Consider the following 17340-nt stretch of genomic DNA (forward strand, 5'->3'; position numbering starts at 1 on the left):
ACGTTAAAGGAGCGATCTAGAGTGGCGAAAAAAGAGTTTAAAGCAGAGTCCAAACGACTGCTGGATATGATGATTAACTCCATTTATACCCAAAAAGAAATTTTCCTGCGCGAGTTAATCTCCAATTCGAGTGATGCGATTGACAAAATCTATTACAAAGCGCTGACGGACGATGCGCTTACCTTTGATAAAGACAGCTACTATATAAAGGTCGCAGCTGACAAAGATGCGAGAACATTAACCATCTCTGATACGGGGATCGGAATGACAAAGGACGAGCTTGAGCAGCATCTTGGAACAATTGCAAAAAGCGGTTCCCTCGCGTTTAAAAAAGAGAACGAGCTGAAAGACGGACACGATATCATCGGCCAATTCGGTGTCGGTTTTTACGCGGCATTTATGGTTGCCGATGTCGTGACGGTCATCAGTAAGGCGCTCGGCAGCGAAGAGGCGTATAAATGGGAGTCTGCGGGTGCCGACGGCTACACGATTGAGCCGTGTGAAAAGGATTCTGTCGGTACAGACATTATCCTGAAAATCAAAGAGAACACAGAAGATGACAGCTATGACGAGTTTTTAGAAGAATATCGTTTAAAAGCGATCATCAAGAAGTACTCCGACTTCATTCGCTACCCGATCAAAATGGATACAACCATTAATAAGCCGAAGGAAGGCAGCGAGAATGAATTTGAAGAGGTGCAGGAGGAACAGACGGTCAACAGCATGGTGCCGATCTGGAGAAAAAACAAAAGCGAGCTGACAGATGAGGACTACGAAAAGTTCTATGCTGAAAAGCATTATGGATTTGATAAACCGCTGACACATGTTCATATCAGTGTAGATGGAGCCGTGCGTTACAACGCGATTCTATTCATCCCTGAAAACATGCCGTTTGACTATTATTCCAAGGAATACGAGAAAGGCTTGGAGCTGTATTCCAATGGCGTATTGATCATGAACAAATGCGCGGATCTGCTTCCGGACCACTTCAGCTTTGTGAAGGGTATGGTCGATTCTGAGGATCTGTCATTGAACATTTCCAGAGAAATGCTGCAGCATGACCGCCAGCTGAAGCTGATCGCGAAAAACATCAGCAAGAAAATCAAAAGTGAGCTGCAAAGCCTGCTGAAAAAAGACCGCGAGAAATACGAGACGTTCTACAAGTCGTTCGGCAGACAGCTGAAATTCGGCGTGTACAATGACTTTGGCGCGAATAAGGATCAATTGAAGGATCTCTTATTATTCTACTCTTCGAAAGAGAAAAAACTGGTCAGCTTAGACGAGTACGTGTCCAGAATGCCTGAGGAACAGAAATACATTTATTACGCGACCGGTGATTCATACGATCGCATTGAGAAACTGCCGCAAACAGAAATGGTCGCGGACAAAGGCTACGAAATTCTCTACTTTACTGAGGACATTGATGAGTTTGCGATTAAAATGCTGGCGTCTTATCAGGAAAAAGAGTTCAAATCCGTTTCAAGCGGAGACCTTGGCATAGACACGGATGAGGACCAAAAGCAGTCTGAGGAAGAGGAAAGCAAGTACAAGGATCTGTTTGAGGAAATGAAAAACATTCTGTCAGACAAAGTGAAAAACGTCAGAATCTCAAAACGGCTCAAATCACATCCGGTCTGCCTTGCCGCTGACGGCGAAGTGACAATCGAGATGGAAAAAATCCTAAACGCTATGCCGGACAGCCAAAATGTGAAGGCGGATAAAGTGCTGGAAATCAACCCGAATCACGAGGTGTTCCAAACACTGAAAGACGCATTTGAACAAGATAAAGAGAAGCTGAGCCTGTACACAAACCTTCTGTACAATCAGGCGCTACTCATCGAAGGCCTGCCGATTCAGGACCCTGTGGAATTTACGAACAATATTTGCAAGGTTATGGTGTAAACAGAGAAAGGAATCGTCCCGTGAGACGATTCCTTTTTTTATAATGTACGCTCATTCAGCACTTGGCTTTGGCTGCTTTTCTTCCTTTTAAACCGTTTTTTCAGGCTTGCTTCAATTTCCTCCAAGCTTTTCCCTTTGGTTTCCGGAACCATGTAGAGGGCGAAGAAAAAGGAGAGAAGACAAATGACTGAGAAAATCATAAAGACCCATGCGATGCCCATTGCGCTCAGCATCAGCGGGAAGACGAGCGACACAATCAGGTTGGCTGCCGATAGCACCAAAGTGGTGAATCCTGTCGCGGCTCCTCGCGCTTTGGACGGGAAGAGCTCAGGCATAAGCACCCAAACAACCGGACCCCATGTCGCCTGGTAAAATACGATATAGACGCCGAGAAAAACAACAGTCATCCACGCCGTTGATGCTGAGAGTCCCAGTGTCAGAAGCACTCCTGATAATGCGGCCAGACTCAGTGTGATGCCGACACTTCCCCAGATGAGAAGCTTTTTGCGGCCGACACGGTCAATTAAGATCATGGCGGTGATACACATGATGACGTTGAGGACGCCGATCCCCATTGTGCCGAGCGCAGAAGCTGACGTACCAAGGCCTGCCTTTGTAAAAATGGTCGGCGCGTAGTAGATCACCGTGTTAATGCCGACAGCCTGCTGGAATATGGCAAGGCCGATCCCAATCAGAAGCATGGGGCGAATCCATTTGGCCTTTAACACGCCGAGTGTCGTTTCTTTTTTCTCTGCTTCCCCTTCCTTCATCTCGGCCAATTCCATTTCAATATCTTTGGGATCATGAGTGATGTTCATAATTCGTTTCGCTTCTTCTTCGCGGCCGCGCTTCACGAGCCATCTTGGCGATTCGGGCATAAACGCGATGCCGATTAATAAAAGCACGGCAGGCACCGCGGCAAGGCCGACCATCCAGCGCCACGCTTCAAACGGTGTGAACAGATAGTTTACGATATAAGCGAGCAAAATCCCGGTAACAATCATTAAGTTGTTCATTGTGCCAAGTGTACCGCGGATTTTCGTCGGTGCCATTTCTGACAGGTACACGGGCACGAGGGCCGTTGAACCTCCGACGGCCAACCCGAGAATCACCCGAGATGCAATCAGCATGCCGATCGTTTGAGAAAACGCGCAAGCAAGCGCGCCGACAATAAATATGATAGAAAGAACAAATACAACTTTTCTCCTGCCCCAGCGATCAGAGCACGTGCCGCTTAACGCTGATCCGAAAATCGCGCCCAGGAGCAGCATGCTGACAACCAATCCTTCTGTCAATGTTGTTAAAGGAATATCGTTGTTGATAAACAGCAGGGCTCCGGAGATAACCCCCGTATCGTAGCCATAAAGCAGCCCCCCTAAGGCGCCGAAAAAGTAGATCATATATTTCCTTATGTTTGTCTTCACAAATGTTCCCCCTCAGTTGTTGAGCCAATGAGTTTCTAAGATGTTTAATAAAGTTAATAGATTAGTACCCATTTCCTATCTCATTTGAAACATTTGTTTTAAAAAAAGAAAACATGAAAGCCAAAACAAAGGGGATATGAAATAACCCCGAGAAAACATCAAAAAAACCTTACTCACCCGCAGTAAGGTTTTGATGAGGACATTCTATTCTTCACCCTCGTTGACAAAAACCAAGGCGGAGAAGCCTTTTTTCTTATCAAATTGCAATTCAACGACGGTAACGTCTGGATTAAAGTTGTGGTATTCCTCTAAGAACTGAATAATGCCTTCTGAAATGTCATCGGACACAAGCTGCTTGTGGTGCGGGCCACATTTGGCTTCAGCGAAGAATCCTGTACGCTTGTTGTAAGACAGCTCTTTTACTTCAACGTCCTCAGGGTATATATCTTCTTCATTAGAAACATACACACAAATCCCGTCTACAATTTCCTGCTCATTTAATACTAATTTCATGATCTAAAAGCTCCTTCTGTACGTCTTCGGTGTTTTAAATGCGCGAATCAGTGCGATGACAATGAGTAAAATAATGATCAAAGCGATGATATCAACGATCCAGGCAATGGGCGAAGCGCCATAAGAAACATAGCCTGGGCCCCCGACTGGATGATAGGTGTAACCCCAAGGGTGCATCATGCTGATCATGAACATGCCCATAGTGAATCCGCTATAATAGCCAAACCATCCTGATGGCGAAAATCCTGCATTGTAGTAGTGATTCACTGAAACATAACGTCCGCCGACATAAGCTTTAGACGTTTTTCCGCTGTATGTCTTTCCGCTTACTTTGGATGTGGCACCGGAAAACGTGCCTGACGATTTTTTAGAGCTTGATGAGCTTGTCTTAGCGGAAGATTTCTTTTTCAGCGAAATCGAAGATGATGAATCGTCAGATGTCTTGGATTTTTTGCTAGAAGAGCTTGATCCTGAGCTGTAGCTTGATTTCGGGCTGGATTTATAGCTTCCGCTGTATGACGAGCTGGAACTTCGGCTGCTGTAGCTGGATGACGAGCGGCCGCTAAAACTTTTTGCATCAGAAATCGTTGATGGCAGCAGTACACCTAAAGCAACGATTACTGCAACTAGGGCTTTTACATAGTTAAGTTTCATTCTGTTTCCTCCATAGGCCGCCGAAACGGCCCGTTAATCTGTTTTAATCGTGATTCGTATGCTTCTTCTATTGTTGGGTTGATTCTAGCGTTTTATCAATCTTACATATCATGTTAGTTTTTTGATCACTTTCTTTCTGAGATAAACTACCTTTATTTTATCGGATTCTTGGCGCTTTTTGTAAGTTTTTGCATCAAAATCAACCTAATTGATAGGCAAATAAAAACAGCCTTCCCAATGGGGAAGGCTGTTTTCTTCTTATGCGAACAGCTTATCAATAAACGAAATATCCTCTTGAGAAAGCGTCACGTCGGCTGTTTTGATGTTATCAATCAGCTGATCGGCACGTTTTGCGCCAGGGATTAAAATATCAATTTCCGGTCTTGCCAAATACCAAGCCAATACGATGTGAGGGATGTCCACGTTATGCTTTTCAGCAAGCGGCGCCAGTTTGTTGACCTTTCTGATATTCTCTTTGAAACGCTCGCCCTTGAAGTGTTCCTGTTCGTTTCGCAGGTCGCCTTCAGGGAACGTTGTATCTTCTGTATACTTTCCTGCCAATAATCCTGATACGAGCGGGAAGTATGGAATAAATGAAATGTTATGCTCCTTCGTATACGGGAAGAATGTCTTTTCCGCTTCACGGTTTAACAGGTTGTATTCGCCTTGCAATACATCTACCAGACCATCTCTGTTTGCTTCTTTCAATTGCTCTAAAGAGAAGTTGGATACACCGATGGAGCGGATTTTTCCGGCCTTCTTCATCTCATTCAGCGCGTTAACGGCTTCATCCTTTGGCGTCTGTTCATCCGGGAAGTGGATGTAGAACAAATCGATATAATCCGTATTCAAACGCTTCAGGCTTTCATCAACAGATTTTTTAAGAAATTCTGGTGAATTATCAAAGACAAAGTCATTGCCTTGTTTTCTGTGCGCGGCTTTTGTGGCGATGACAACATCGTCACGGTTGAATTCGCGCAGCACCTCGCCAATTAGTTCTTCGGAACGGCCGACCCCGTAAATGTAAGCGGTATCTAACATCGTCACGCCATGACGGATCGCCTCGCGAACCAATTCTTTTCCGGTTTCTTCATTCAGGTTCGGGTAGAGGTTATGTCCTCCGACAGCATTTGTTCCTAATCCGATAGGGAATACCTGCAAGTCTGATTTTCCGAGCTTCGCTTTTTTCATGATCTGCCTCCTAGCATAAAATGGATGAAAGACTCTCAACACTATTGTAAACGTTAAGCCAGATGAATGCCGATTTGGTGCTCATTGCAGTACTGCGTGTACTCGTCATCTAATGGCTGAGAGGTCACAATGCAATGCAGCCTGTCAAACGGCGCATACGTTAAAAGCGTTGATTTTCCGAATTTTGAATGGTCAGCCAATAGATACACTTCTTTTGCTTTTTCCGAAATCCTCTTTTTAATTTCGTACTCAAGCAGGTCCGAATTGGTCAATCCGTGTGTCAGTGTGGTTCCGGTAGCGGACATAAAGGCTTTGTTGATATTGTACTTATCAAGCATAGCCGGATCATCCATGCCGACAAACGAGCGGGTTTTTCTCTTATAGTTGTTTCCGATCATGATTAAGTTGATATTCTTCAAAGCAGATGCCGCATTGATAATGTCTAAACTGTTGGTTAAGATGGTGACATTTTTGGCCGGATCAAGCGTATCAAGAATAGACTTTGTTGTCGTTCCTGAATCAATGAAGATTAAATCGTGATCTTCAATAAAACGGGAAGCATAATGGGCAATTTTTGTTTTTTCGTCTTGGTGCTGAATGGTGCGATTTTCAAAAGGAACTAATGCGGTTTTTTCAACAGATGTTACGCCGCCGTATACTTTTTCTATCGCACCCTTTTCTGTTAGCTTGTTGATATCACGTCTGACTGTGTTTTTAGAGACATTGAACACCTGGCAAAGCTCATCTAAGGAAACAGTGCCATGCGATAAAATGTACTCCTCCATTTCCTGAATCCGCATCAGTTTCATATTAAAAAACTCCTTCTTGAATCTTTACGTAACATAAATATATAATAAAAACCAAAAGTTGATCAATAGTTGATTAAAAAATGATAACATTGGTATACATCTTTTGCAAGATTCGACGGACTTCTCGTTACTCTCTTCATTCGTTAGAAGATTAATATAATAAAAATAATGAAAAAATTTAGTGATTATGATTGACTTATGGGTATTGTGCGATTAGAATATAACCAAGAAATGACCAAAAAGTAACCTGATGTGCATGAAATGGTTGCTTGTATCTAACATATGCATCCGCCATTTATTTTTTTGGTTTTTTTGAAAGCGTTTAATTATTGGCTTGCTGAAAAGTGGATATTGATATGAATCTATCCTGAACCATCCATACAAGTGTATGTGTTTACTAATGAAGGAGGCAATAAGAATGGCAGAAATCAGAAAATTAAAAAACTACATCAACGGTGAATGGGTTGAAAGCAAAACAGATCAATATGAAGACGTTGTGAATCCAGCGACGAAAGAAGTACTGTGCCAAGTGCCGATTTCAACAAAAGAGGATATCGATTACGCAGCGCAAACAGCGGCTGAGGCATTTAAAACATGGTCAAAAGTGGCGGTTCCGCGCCGCGCCAGAATTCTGTTTAACTTCCAGCAGCTGCTGTCTCAGCATAGAGAAGAACTTGCTCATCTGATTACCATTGAAAACGGAAAAAACACAAAAGAAGCGCTTGGAGAAGTGGGACGCGGAATTGAAAACGTGGAGTTCGCGGCTGGAGCACCTTCTCTGATGATGGGTGACTCACTTGCTTCCATCGCAACGGACGTTGAAGCGGCGAACTACCGTTACCCAATCGGAGTTGTAGGCGGAATCGCGCCATTCAACTTCCCGATGATGGTTCCTTGCTGGATGTTCCCGATGGCGATCGCGCTCGGCAACACATTTATTTTAAAGCCATCTGAGCGGACACCGCTGTTAACAGAGAAATTGGTTGAGCTTTTTGAAAAAGCGGGCCTTCCGAAAGGGGTATTCAACGTCGTATACGGTGCGCATGACGTTGTGAACGGCATTCTGGAGCATCCTGAAATTAAAGCGATTTCATTTGTAGGATCCAAGCCGGTCGGCGAATATGTCTACAAAAAAGGAAGCGAAAATTTAAAACGTGTTCAATCTCTGACTGGCGCGAAAAACCATACGATTGTCCTGAACGATGCGCATCTCGAAGACACGGTCACAAACATCATCGGAGCAGCCTTCGGTTCTGCCGGTGAACGCTGCATGGCTTGTGCGGTTGTAACGGTTGAAGAAGGAATCGCTGATGAGTTTATGGCAAAGCTGCAGGAAAAAGTGGCTGACATTAAAATCGGTAACGGCCTTGATGACGGCGTGTTCTTAGGACCGGTGATTCGCGAAGACAACAAGAAGCGCACGCTCAGCTATATCGAAAAAGGCCTGGAAGAAGGCGCAAGACTCGTATGTGACGGACGTGAAAATGTGTCTGACGACGGCTACTTTGTCGGCCCGACGATCTTTGACAATGTCACGACAGAGATGACGATCTGGAAAGATGAAATTTTTGCTCCGGTCTTATCTGTCATCCGTGTGAAAAACCTGAAAGAAGCGATTGAGATTGCCAATAAGTCTGAGTTTGCGAACGGTGCCTGCTTGTTCACATCCAACTCAAACGCAATCCGCTACTTCCGTGAAAACATTGATGCGGGAATGCTCGGCATCAACCTGGGTGTGCCGGCTCCAATGGCGTTCTTCCCATTCTCAGGCTGGAAGTCTTCATTCTTCGGAACGCTGCATGCGAACGGAAAAGACAGCGTCGACTTCTATACGCGTAAAAAAGTGGTTACAGCAAGATATCCGGCACCTGATTTCAACTAAACGACGAACAGCCGAACGGCGTCTATGTGCGCTGTTCGGACTCATTCTACCAATAGAAAGAGGAGGGCTTCACTATGAGTGATTTGTTGCGTAAGCCGCAGTCGAATGAAGTGTCTAATGGGGTCAAACTGGTGCACGAAGTAACGACATCCAACTCTGATCTCACTTATGTAGAGTTTAAAGTGTTAGATCTCGCTTCCGGTTCCAGCTATGCAGAAGAATTGAAAAAACAAGAAATCTGTATCGTGGCGGTAACGGGGAAGATTACAGTGACCGATCATGAGTCGACTTTTGAGAATATCGGCACGCGTGAAAGCGTATTTGAACGAAAACCAACGGACAGTGTCTATATGTCAAATGACCGTTCCTTTGAGATTACAGCGGTCAGCGACGCTAGGGTTGCGCTTTGCTATTCTCCATCGGAAAAACAGCTGCCGACAAAGCTGATCAAAGCGGAGGACAACGGAATTGAGCATCGCGGGAAGTTTTCAAACAAACGTACTGTTCATAACATTCTTCCGGATTCAGACCCTTCAGCTAACAGCCTATTAGTAGTTGAAGTCTATACAGACAGCGGCAACTGGTCCAGCTACCCGCCTCATAAACATGATCAAGACAACTTGCCGGAGGAATCTTTCTTGGAAGAAACGTACTACCATGAGTTAGACCCGGGACAGGGCTTTGTGTTTCAGCGCGTATACACAGATGACCGCTCCATTGACGAGACGATGACTGTAGAAAATGAAAACGTTGTCATCGTTCCTGCGGGATACCACCCGGTAGGCGTGCCGGACGGATACACATCCTACTATTTAAATGTCATGGCAGGGCCGACGCGGAAATGGAAGTTTCATAATGACCCGGCGCATGAGTGGATTTTAGAACGCTAAACAAGTGAGGAGTGGCTGTTTACGATGAAGTATACATTCAATGAAGAGAAGGAATTTGATATTGTTGCCATCGGCCGGGCATGTATTGACCTGAACGCAGTTGAATACAACCGCCCAATGGAAGAAACGATGACATTTTCCAAATACGTCGGCGGTTCACCTGCGAATATCGCGATCGGCAGCGCGAAGCTTGGCTTAAAAGCAGGCTTCATCGGCAAAATTCCAGATGACCAGCATGGAAGATTCATAGAGTCCTATATGAGAAATACAGGTGTTGATACTACACAGATGGTTGTTGATCAAGATGGCCACAAAGCAGGCCTCGCATTTACCGAAATCCTCAGTCCCGAAGAATGCAGCATCTTAATGTATCGAGATAATGTGGCGGATCTTTATCTTGAGCCTTCAGAGGTAAGCGAGGACTATATCGCCAATGCAAAAATGCTGCTTGTCTCCGGGACAGCGCTCGCCAAAAGCCCGTCACGGGAAGCGGTGTTAAAAGCTGTTCAATACGCGAAAAAGCATCAGGTCAAAGTGGTGTTCGAACTGGATTACCGCCCGTATACGTGGCAGTCAGCGGATGAAACAGCCGTTTACTACTCTTTGGTTGCCGAGCAGTCGGATATCGTCATCGGCACACGCGATGAATTTGATGTGATGGAAAACCGCCCAGGCGGAAGCAATGAAGAATCCGTCAATCATTTATTTGGCCATTCAGCCGATCTTGTTGTCATCAAGCACGGAGTTGAAGGCTCTTACGCATACAGCAAATCCGGCGAGGTATTCCGCGCCCAAGCGTACAAGACAAAAGTGCTGAAAACCTTTGGAGCCGGCGACTCCTATGCGTCTGCCTTTATCTATGGCCTTGTCAGCGGAAAAGACATCGAAACGGCATTGAAATACGGCAGCGCTTCAGCCTCCATTGTGGTGAGCAAGCACAGTTCGTCAGAAGCGATGCCGACTGCGGATGAAATCGTACAGCTTATTGAAGCACAGTCATAATTGAAAAAGATCGAGTAAAGGTGGGATCGTTTGTGGGGAAGAAAATTCGCTTAACAACAGCACAGGCGCTGATTAAGTTCTTAAACCAGCAGTACATCCATGTAGATGGAAAGGAAGAGCCTTTCGTTGAAGGGATTTTCACGATTTTCGGCCATGGAAACGTACTAGGGATCGGGCAGGCGCTTGAGCAGGATGCTGGCCATTTGAAAGTCTTTCAAGGGAAAAATGAACAAGGAATGGCGCATGCCGCAATGGCGTACAGCAAGCAAATGCTGAGAAGAAAAATATATGCGGTCTCTACATCCGTCGGACCGGGAGCGGCCAACTTAGTGGCGGCAGCCGGCACTGCATTGGCAAACAATATCCCGGTTCTCTTGATTCCGGCAGATACATTTGCGACAAGACAGCCAGACCCTGTACTGCAGCAAATGGAGCAAGAATACAGTGCGGCGATTACGACAAACGATGCATTGAAGCCTGTATCGAGATACTGGGACCGCATTACGCGCCCTGAGCAGCTCATGAGCAGTTTGCTGCGCGCGTTTGAAGTCATGACTGATCCGGCAAAGGCTGGCCCGGCAACGATTTGCATTTCTCAGGATGTAGAAGGAGAGGCATACGACTTTGATGAAAGTTTCTTCGTCAAACGGGTTCATTATATTGATCGCATGCAGCCGAGTGAGCGTGAGCTTCAAGGTGCGGCGGAGCTGATCAGAGCCAGCAAAAAACCTGTGATCCTCGTCGGCGGAGGCGCGAAATATTCCGGTGCACGCGATGAATTGGTTGCCATTTCTGAAGCGTATCACATTCCGTTAGTTGAAACGCAGGCAGGAAAGTCGACCGTTGAAGCGGATTTTGCCAACAATCTCGGCGGAATGGGCATCACAGGTACACTTGCGGCAAATAAAGCGGCCCGTCAAGCCGATTTGATTATCGGTATCGGCACAAGATATACGGATTTTGCGACATCCTCTAAGACCGCTTTTGATTTTGATAAAGCGAAGTTTCTGAACATCAATGTCAGCCGAATGCAGGCGTATAAACTCGACGCGTTCCAAGTGGTAGCAGATGCGAAAGTGACGCTTGGCAAACTGCACGGCTTGCTTGAAGGCTATAAGAGCGAATTCGGCTCAACGATTAAGGAGCTGAAGGACGAATGGCTCGCCGAACGCGAACGCCTCAGCAAAGTGACGTTTAAACGGAAAGACTTTGATCCGGAAATCAAACATCATTTTTCTCAAGAGGTTCTAAATGAATACGCTGACGCGTTGAATACAGAGCTTCCGCAGACAACGGCATTGCTGACAATCAACGAGACAATTCCTGAAGACAGCGTCATCATCTGTTCAGCAGGCTCCCTTCCAGGAGATTTGCAGCGTCTATGGCATTCTAATGTTCCGAATACGTATCACCTGGAATACGGGTATTCCTGCATGGGCTATGAAGTGTCCGGCACACTGGGGCTTAAATTGGCCCACCCTGACAGAGAAGTGTATTCCATTGTCGGAGACGGCAGCTTTTTGATGCTTCACTCCGAACTGATTACGGCTATTCAATACAACAAGAAAATCAATGTGCTGCTCTTTGACAACTCTGGCTTTGGATGTATCAACAACCTGCAAATGGATCACGGCAGCGGCAGCTACTACTGTGAATTCCGCACAGATGACAACCAGATTTTAAATGTCGATTATGCGAAAGTTGCTGAGGGATACGGCGCGAAAACCTACCGCGCAAACACAGTCGAAGAATTAAAAGCGGCGTTAGAGGATGCGAAGAAACAGGACGTATCAACGTTAATTGAAATGAAGGTTCTGCCAAAAACAATGACTGATGGCTATGACAGCTGGTGGCACGTCGGCGTAGCAGAGGTATCTGAACAAGAAAGCGTTCAGAAGGCATACGAAGCAAAAGAAAACATGCTGGAATCTGCGAAGCAGTATTAGAGGGGAGGCACCATAGATGGGCAAAAATGAAATCCTGTGGGGGATCGCTCCCATTGGATGGCGGAATGATGACATGCCTGAAATTGGAGCGGGAAATACACTTCAGCATTTGTTAAGTGATATTGTTGTCGCACGTTTTCAAGGCACGGAGGTCGGGGGCTTTTTCCCCGAACCTGCCATCCTGAACAAAGAGCTGAAGCTCCGGAATTTACGCATTGCGGGAAAATGGTTCAGCAGTTTTATTTTGCGTGACGGACTTGGGAAAGCGGCAAAGGCATTTACTCTGCATTGTGAGTATTTGCAGCAAGTAAACGCGGATGTCGCAGTTGTCTCTGAACAAACCTACAGTGTGCAAAGCTTGGAGAAAAACGTGTTCACAGAGAAGCCGCACTTTACGGATGATGAATGGGAACGGCTTTGCGAAGGGCTGAATTACCTTGGCAAAATTGCCGATCAGCATGGCTTAAAGCTCGTCTATCATCATCATCTTGGCACTGGCGTCCAAACCGCGGAAGAAGTGGACCGCCTGATGGCTGGAACAGATCCTGCGCATGTACACCTCCTCTATGATACAGGCCATGCGTATATTTCTGACGGCGACTACATGGGAATGCTTGAAAAACATATCGGCCGCATTAAGCATGTGCACTTTAAAGATGCCCGCCTGAATGTCATGGAACAATGCAGGCTTGGAGGGGAATCATTTCGGCAAGCATTTTTAAAAGGCATGTTTACGGTTCCCGGTGATGGATGCATTGATTTTAGAGAAGTATATCAGCTGCTGTTGAAGCATGATTATTCCGGATGGATTGTCGTTGAAGCTGAACAGGACCCCGATGTAGCCAACCCGCTTGAGTATGCATTGATCGCAAGAAACTATATCGATGAGCAGTTGCTGGATCTGGCTTAATGGGGATTGAATATATGGGCAATACCAATGGTGATTCAGCCTTCAATAAACGGACAATTGCAGCAGCATTGGCCAACTATATTGATGCCGGTTCAATTGTGGCTGGATCGGCCGGATTATCGCTATGGGTCAGTTACCTAAAGCTATCCGATACGCAAATCGGGCTGCTCGGCGCGCTAAGCGCAAACGCGATTTCTGCTGCTGTCGGCGCGCTGCTTGGCGGGTTTCTGGCTGATAAAGTCGGGCGGAAGGCTGTTTATACCAATAGCATGCTGGTCTATGCACTAGGGATTTGTTTGGTTCTGTTTGGGGTTAATTTCCCCATGTTGTTAAGCGGTTACATGATTATCGGTTTATCAGTAGGAGCTGACATTACCGCATCATGGACCATTATTGCAGAAAATGCGCCAAAGAAAAATCGGGCCCGCCATTGCGGTGTGGCACAAGTCGCTTGGGCCGCGGGTGCTGTTGTTGTGCTGCTTCTCTCCGTACTGGTCGGTGATTTGGGCCTCTTAGGAAATAAAATCGTATTTGCCCATCTGCTTGTGATTGCGCTGATTACGTACATCCTGAGGATCAGGCTTCCGGAGTCAGACGCCTGGCAGTCAAAAAATCAGCCGGGAGAAGCTCAGGCAGAGAAGCCGGCCGTACTGAATAAAACCTCGTATTTTGATTTGCTCAAGCCAATGTATGTAAAAAACATACTGTTTTTGATGGGTGTGTACTTGGTTTGGAATTTAGCCGCCGGAGTGATGGGTTTCTTTATGCCATACATTTATCAGCAGGTCGGCGGTGTATCTGCCAACATGGCAAACCTTTTGCAAATGGGCCTGTTTATCTTCACCGGATTAGGGGTCGCCTTTATCTTCATGCCCTTTGCCGACAAATATAGAAAAACCGTATTTGGAATCGCCGCTTTTATGGCGGTGATCGGATGGACACTGTTTCTGCTGCCGGTTGAAGGCCTGCCGGTTCTGCTCTTGTTTATTGTCGTAATCGGCATCAATAACGGAGCCGGGCAGCAAGCGAACTATCAGTTATGGGCAAGTGAAATCTTTCCTACACAGTATCGTGCTTCTGCACAGGGACTGATGTTTTTCTTAGTCCGTATTTCAATAGGGATTTGGAGTCTGTTTGTCCCAATGATTATGACCAATTTCGGCATTGGAACGATGGCTGCAATTCTCCTAGGTTGTGTGACGGCCAGTATGATCATCGGGCTTCTCTTCGCGCCGAATACGTCTGGCAAGTCGCTTGAACAAATCCAAGAGGAACTCTACGGATCTCCTCGGAGCCAAGTAAAGCAAGAAACAGAAAGCAAAATGATGTAACCAATAGAAGGAGTGGCTGTCAATGAGTTTACGTATTGGCGTAATTGGAACTGGAGCAATTGGAAAAGAACATATTAACCGCATCACCAATAAACTGTCCGGCGCAGAAATCGTTGCTGTAACAGATGTTCATCAAGAAGCTGCACAAAAGGTTGTTGAGCAATACCAATTAAACGCGACGGTTTATCCCAATGATGACAGCCTGCTTGCAGACGAAAATGTAGACGCCGTCTTAGTGACAAGCTGGGGGCCTGCGCATGAATCGAGCGTGCTGAAAGCCATTCAAGCCCAGAAATATGTGTTCTGTGAAAAGCCGCTCGCGACAACGGCTGAGGGATGCATGCGCATCGTTGAAGAAGAAATGAAAGTGGGCAAACGCCTTGTTCAAGTTGGCTTCATGCGCCGGTATGACAGCGGTTACGTACAGCTGAAAGAAGCGCTCGACAATCGTGTCATCGGCGAGCCGCTTATGATTCACTGTGCGCACCGCAACCCGACTGTGGGAGACAACTACACAACGGATATGGCCGTAGTCGACACGCTTGTTCATGAAATTGATGTGCTGCACTGGCTCGTAAATGATGACTACGAGTCCGTTCAGGTCATCTATCCGAAAAAATCGAAAAATGCCCTTCCGCATTTAAAAGATCCGCAAATCGTTTTAATCGAAACAAAAGGCGGTATCGTCATCAATGCTGAAATCTATGTCAACTGTAAATACGGTTATGACATTCAATGTGAGATCGTCGGAGAAGACGGCATCATCAAGCTTCCTGAACCATCAAGCATCAGCATGAGAAAAGAAGGCAAATTCAGCACAGATATTCTGATGGATTGGCAGAGACGCTTTGTAGCCGCGTACGATGTGGAAATCCAAGACTTCATTGATTCGATTCAAAAGAAAGGCGAGGTCAGCGGCCCGACGGCATGGGACGGCTATATTGCTGCTGTTACGACTGACGCGTGTGTCAAAGCCCAGGAATCTGGACAAAAAGAAAAGGTTGAATTAAAGGAAAAACCGGAATTCTATCAATCTTTTACAACAGTAGAAAACTAAAAAAAGAGGAGTGAAAACATGAAATTAGCATTAGATCCATCAATGTATCGAGATGATTTAACGTTAGAGGAAATGGTCTATAAAACGGCAGAGCTTGGCTATGAATATATCGAGTTGTCGCCGCGTGAGGATTTCTGTCCATTTTATAAATATCCGAAAGTCGATTCAGCAAAGATCAAACAATTAAAGCGGCTTTTACGGGATACAGGCGTTAAGCTTTCATCACTCCTTCCGCTTTATCACTGGGCAGGCCCTGATGAAGACCGCCGCCAGGCTGCGGTGCGCAACTGGAAAAGGGCAATCGAAATTGCGGTTGAGCTTGAAGTGGATTTGATGAACAGTGAATTCAGCGGTTCAAAATATGATCCTTTAACAAGTGAAGAAAAATTTATCAAATCCATGGATGAGCTTCTGCCAGTCTTTGAAAAAGAAGGCATTAAACTCAATCTTCAAGCCCATCCGTACGATTTTATCGAAACGCACAAGGGTGCGATGGATATGATCCGCGCGCTTGACAAGGATTGGATCAATCTTGTCTACTCAACTGCGCATACGTTCTTCTATGATGACGGCAAAGGCGATATCGAGACCATGTTTGACGAAGCCGGCGACCGCCTCACACATGTCTTATTTGCAGATACCTTTAATCATAAAGCGGCTCATGGCCTGCGTTACATCGTCAATCCGCCTGACGCGAAAGTAACGGTTCACCAGCATTTGGACATTGGCCAAGGCGAGGTTGACTTTGATACGATTTTCAGAAAGTTAAGGGAAATGAAGTTCGACGGAATTGCGACGAATGCCGTTTTTGCTTGGGTCGACGAAAGAGCGGATGAATCAAGCCGATTTATGCTTAAGAAAATGAAAGAAGAATTAGGTCTGGCATAAGCTGAGCATGGAGTTCGGCGGGATATGGCGAACAGCCTTCCTGCCGAACTCCCTTCATATCTAAAACGCAGATGGGGGAGTCTGACATGAAACTTTGTTTTAATGAAGCAACAACATTGGAAAACTCAAATCTTAAACAGGATTTAGAACTATGCGAAAAGCACGGCTATGATTATATTGAAATCCGCACAATGGATAAGCTGCCGGAGTACTTAAAAGACCATTCATTGGAAGAGCTTGCGGAATATTTTCAAACCCATCACATCAAACCGCTTGCCTTAAACGCACTCGTTTTCTTCAATAATCGTGATGAAAAGGGCCACAATGAGATCATCGCTGAATTTAAAGGCATGATGGAAACATGCAAAACCCTCGGTGTGAAATATGTAGTGGCGGTTCCGCTTGTGACTGAGCAGAAGATTGTAAAAGAAGAGATCAAAAAGAGCAGTGTAGAGGTGCTGACTGAGCTTTCAGATATCGCGGAGCCGTACGGCGTAAAAATCGCGCTTGAATTTGTCGGCCATCCGCAATGTACGGTCAATACGTTTGAACAGGCGTACGACATCGTAAACACAGTTAACCGTGACAATGTCGGGCTTGTCCTTGACAGTTTCCACTTCCATGCCATGGGTTCAAATATTGAGAGCTTAAAGCAGGCGGACGGAAAGAAAATTTTTATCTATCATATCGATGATACAGAAGATTTCCCAATCGGCTTTTTAACGGATGAGGATCGTGTATGGCCGGGACAAGGGGCGATTGACTTAGATGCCCACTTATCAGCCCTCAAAGAGATCGGCTTCTCTGATGTTGTATCGGTTGAGCTCTTCCGGCCTGAATACTATAAGCTGAGTGCTGAGGAAGCCATTCAAACAGCGAAAAAAACAACGGTTGATGTTGTATCAAAATACTTCAGCATGTAACGGATAAAGGAGGGGTGA

The 17340-nt window shown here is 45.7% G+C and carries 15 protein-coding genes; 10 read left to right on the forward strand and 5 right to left on the reverse strand.

Going from position 1 to position 17340, the window contains the following annotated elements; genetic code table 11:
• Nucleotides 1-21: 21 nt before the first annotated feature.
• Nucleotides 22-1902 carry a molecular chaperone HtpG gene (gene htpG / locus MOB98_RS03120; protein WP_268360358.1) on the forward strand — a complete coding sequence of 627 codons (1881 nt, stop codon included), beginning with the start codon at nucleotides 22-24 and terminating at the stop codon, nucleotides 1900-1902.
• A gap of 38 nt (nucleotides 1903-1940) precedes the next feature.
• Here the strand turns inward: htpG and MOB98_RS03125 are convergent, their stop codons facing one another.
• From MOB98_RS03125 to iolR, 5 genes are all read right to left on the reverse strand, one after another.
• Entirely contained in the window at nucleotides 1941-3326 is a 1386-nt protein-coding gene (locus tag MOB98_RS03125; RefSeq protein WP_268360359.1) for a sugar porter family MFS transporter, read from the reverse strand.
• Between the two features lie 204 nt (nucleotides 3327-3530).
• On the reverse strand, nucleotides 3531-3839 hold the full coding sequence (locus tag MOB98_RS03130) for a DUF2653 family protein (RefSeq protein WP_268360360.1): 309 nt from the start codon (nucleotides 3837-3839) through the stop codon (nucleotides 3531-3533).
• Between the two features lie 3 nt (nucleotides 3840-3842).
• Nucleotides 3843-4493 (reverse strand): hypothetical protein, encoded by a 651-nt coding sequence (locus MOB98_RS03135; RefSeq protein WP_268360361.1) that lies wholly within the window; start codon nucleotides 4491-4493, stop codon nucleotides 3843-3845.
• Nucleotides 4494-4751: 258 nt separating this feature from the next.
• Entirely contained in the window at nucleotides 4752-5684 is a 933-nt protein-coding gene (locus MOB98_RS03140; RefSeq protein ID WP_268360362.1) for an aldo/keto reductase, read from the reverse strand.
• A gap of 53 nt (nucleotides 5685-5737) precedes the next feature.
• Nucleotides 5738-6493 carry a myo-inositol utilization transcriptional regulator IolR gene (iolR, locus tag MOB98_RS03145; protein WP_268360363.1) on the reverse strand — a complete coding sequence of 252 codons (756 nt, stop codon included), beginning with the start codon at nucleotides 6491-6493 and terminating at the stop codon, nucleotides 5738-5740.
• A gap of 418 nt (nucleotides 6494-6911) precedes the next feature.
• On the opposite strand from iolR, the gene iolA reads away from it, so the two are divergent.
• From iolA to iolI, 9 genes are all read left to right on the forward strand, one after another.
• Entirely contained in the window at nucleotides 6912-8375 is a 1464-nt protein-coding gene (gene iolA / locus MOB98_RS03150) for a methylmalonate-semialdehyde dehydrogenase (protein ID WP_268360364.1), read from the forward strand.
• A 74-nt stretch (nucleotides 8376-8449) separates the two neighbouring features.
• The gene (gene iolB, locus MOB98_RS03155; RefSeq protein WP_268360365.1) at nucleotides 8450-9265 is read left to right on the forward strand and encodes a 5-deoxy-glucuronate isomerase; all 816 of its coding nucleotides are present in this window, start codon (nucleotides 8450-8452) and stop codon (nucleotides 9263-9265) included.
• Between the two features lie 24 nt (nucleotides 9266-9289).
• Complete coding sequence (gene iolC, locus MOB98_RS03160) at nucleotides 9290-10267, forward strand: 5-dehydro-2-deoxygluconokinase (RefSeq protein WP_268360366.1); 978 nt, start codon at nucleotides 9290-9292, stop codon at nucleotides 10265-10267.
• A 32-nt stretch (nucleotides 10268-10299) separates the two neighbouring features.
• Nucleotides 10300-12213: a 3D-(3,5/4)-trihydroxycyclohexane-1,2-dione acylhydrolase (decyclizing) gene (gene iolD / locus MOB98_RS03165; protein WP_268360367.1), complete on the forward strand. Its 1914-nt coding sequence runs from the start codon at nucleotides 10300-10302 to the stop codon at nucleotides 12211-12213.
• Between the two features lie 16 nt (nucleotides 12214-12229).
• On the forward strand, nucleotides 12230-13123 hold the full coding sequence (iolE, locus tag MOB98_RS03170; protein WP_268360368.1) for a myo-inosose-2 dehydratase: 894 nt from the start codon (nucleotides 12230-12232) through the stop codon (nucleotides 13121-13123).
• A 14-nt stretch (nucleotides 13124-13137) separates the two neighbouring features.
• Nucleotides 13138-14454 carry a myo-inositol transporter IolF gene (gene iolF, locus MOB98_RS03175; protein WP_268360369.1) on the forward strand — a complete coding sequence of 439 codons (1317 nt, stop codon included), beginning with the start codon at nucleotides 13138-13140 and terminating at the stop codon, nucleotides 14452-14454.
• A 22-nt stretch (nucleotides 14455-14476) separates the two neighbouring features.
• Nucleotides 14477-15511 (forward strand): bifunctional inositol 2-dehydrogenase/D-chiro-inositol 1-dehydrogenase, encoded by a 1035-nt coding sequence (gene iolG, locus MOB98_RS03180; protein WP_268360370.1) that lies wholly within the window; start codon nucleotides 14477-14479, stop codon nucleotides 15509-15511.
• 18 nt (nucleotides 15512-15529) lie between these two features.
• Nucleotides 15530-16399, forward strand: a complete 870-nt coding sequence (locus MOB98_RS03185) for a sugar phosphate isomerase/epimerase family protein (RefSeq protein ID WP_003219021.1) — start codon at nucleotides 15530-15532, stop codon at nucleotides 16397-16399.
• A gap of 86 nt (nucleotides 16400-16485) precedes the next feature.
• Nucleotides 16486-17322 carry a 2-keto-myo-inositol isomerase gene (iolI, locus tag MOB98_RS03190; protein ID WP_268360371.1) on the forward strand — a complete coding sequence of 279 codons (837 nt, stop codon included), beginning with the start codon at nucleotides 16486-16488 and terminating at the stop codon, nucleotides 17320-17322.
• Nucleotides 17323-17340: the final 18 nt, after the last annotated feature.

Origin of the sequence: Bacillus sp. N13C7, from assembly GCF_026790065.1 — a bacterium.
GTDB lineage: Bacteria > Bacillota > Bacilli > Bacillales > Bacillaceae > Bacillus.

Coding starts and splice junctions, on each gene's coding strand:
- MOB98_RS03130 (WP_268360360.1), bottom strand. CDS start 3,839: ATGAAATTAGTATTAAATGAGCAGGAAATTGTAGACGGGATTTGTGTG.
- MOB98_RS03135 (WP_268360361.1), bottom strand. CDS start 4,493: ATGAAACTTAACTATGTAAAAGCCCTAGTTGCAGTAATCGTTGCTTTA.
- MOB98_RS03140 (WP_268360362.1), bottom strand. CDS start 5,684: ATGAAAAAAGCGAAGCTCGGAAAATCAGACTTGCAGGTATTCCCTATC.
- iolR (WP_268360363.1), bottom strand. CDS start 6,493: ATGAAACTGATGCGGATTCAGGAAATGGAGGAGTACATTTTATCGCAT.
- iolA (WP_268360364.1), top strand. CDS start 6,912: ATGGCAGAAATCAGAAAATTAAAAAACTACATCAACGGTGAATGGGTT.
- iolB (WP_268360365.1), top strand. CDS start 8,450: ATGAGTGATTTGTTGCGTAAGCCGCAGTCGAATGAAGTGTCTAATGGG.
- iolC (WP_268360366.1), top strand. CDS start 9,290: ATGAAGTATACATTCAATGAAGAGAAGGAATTTGATATTGTTGCCATC.
- iolE (WP_268360368.1), top strand. CDS start 12,230: ATGGGCAAAAATGAAATCCTGTGGGGGATCGCTCCCATTGGATGGCGG.
- iolF (WP_268360369.1), top strand. CDS start 13,138: ATGGGCAATACCAATGGTGATTCAGCCTTCAATAAACGGACAATTGCA.
- iolG (WP_268360370.1), top strand. CDS start 14,477: ATGAGTTTACGTATTGGCGTAATTGGAACTGGAGCAATTGGAAAAGAA.
- MOB98_RS03185 (WP_003219021.1), top strand. CDS start 15,530: ATGAAATTAGCATTAGATCCATCAATGTATCGAGATGATTTAACGTTA.
- iolI (WP_268360371.1), top strand. CDS start 16,486: ATGAAACTTTGTTTTAATGAAGCAACAACATTGGAAAACTCAAATCTT.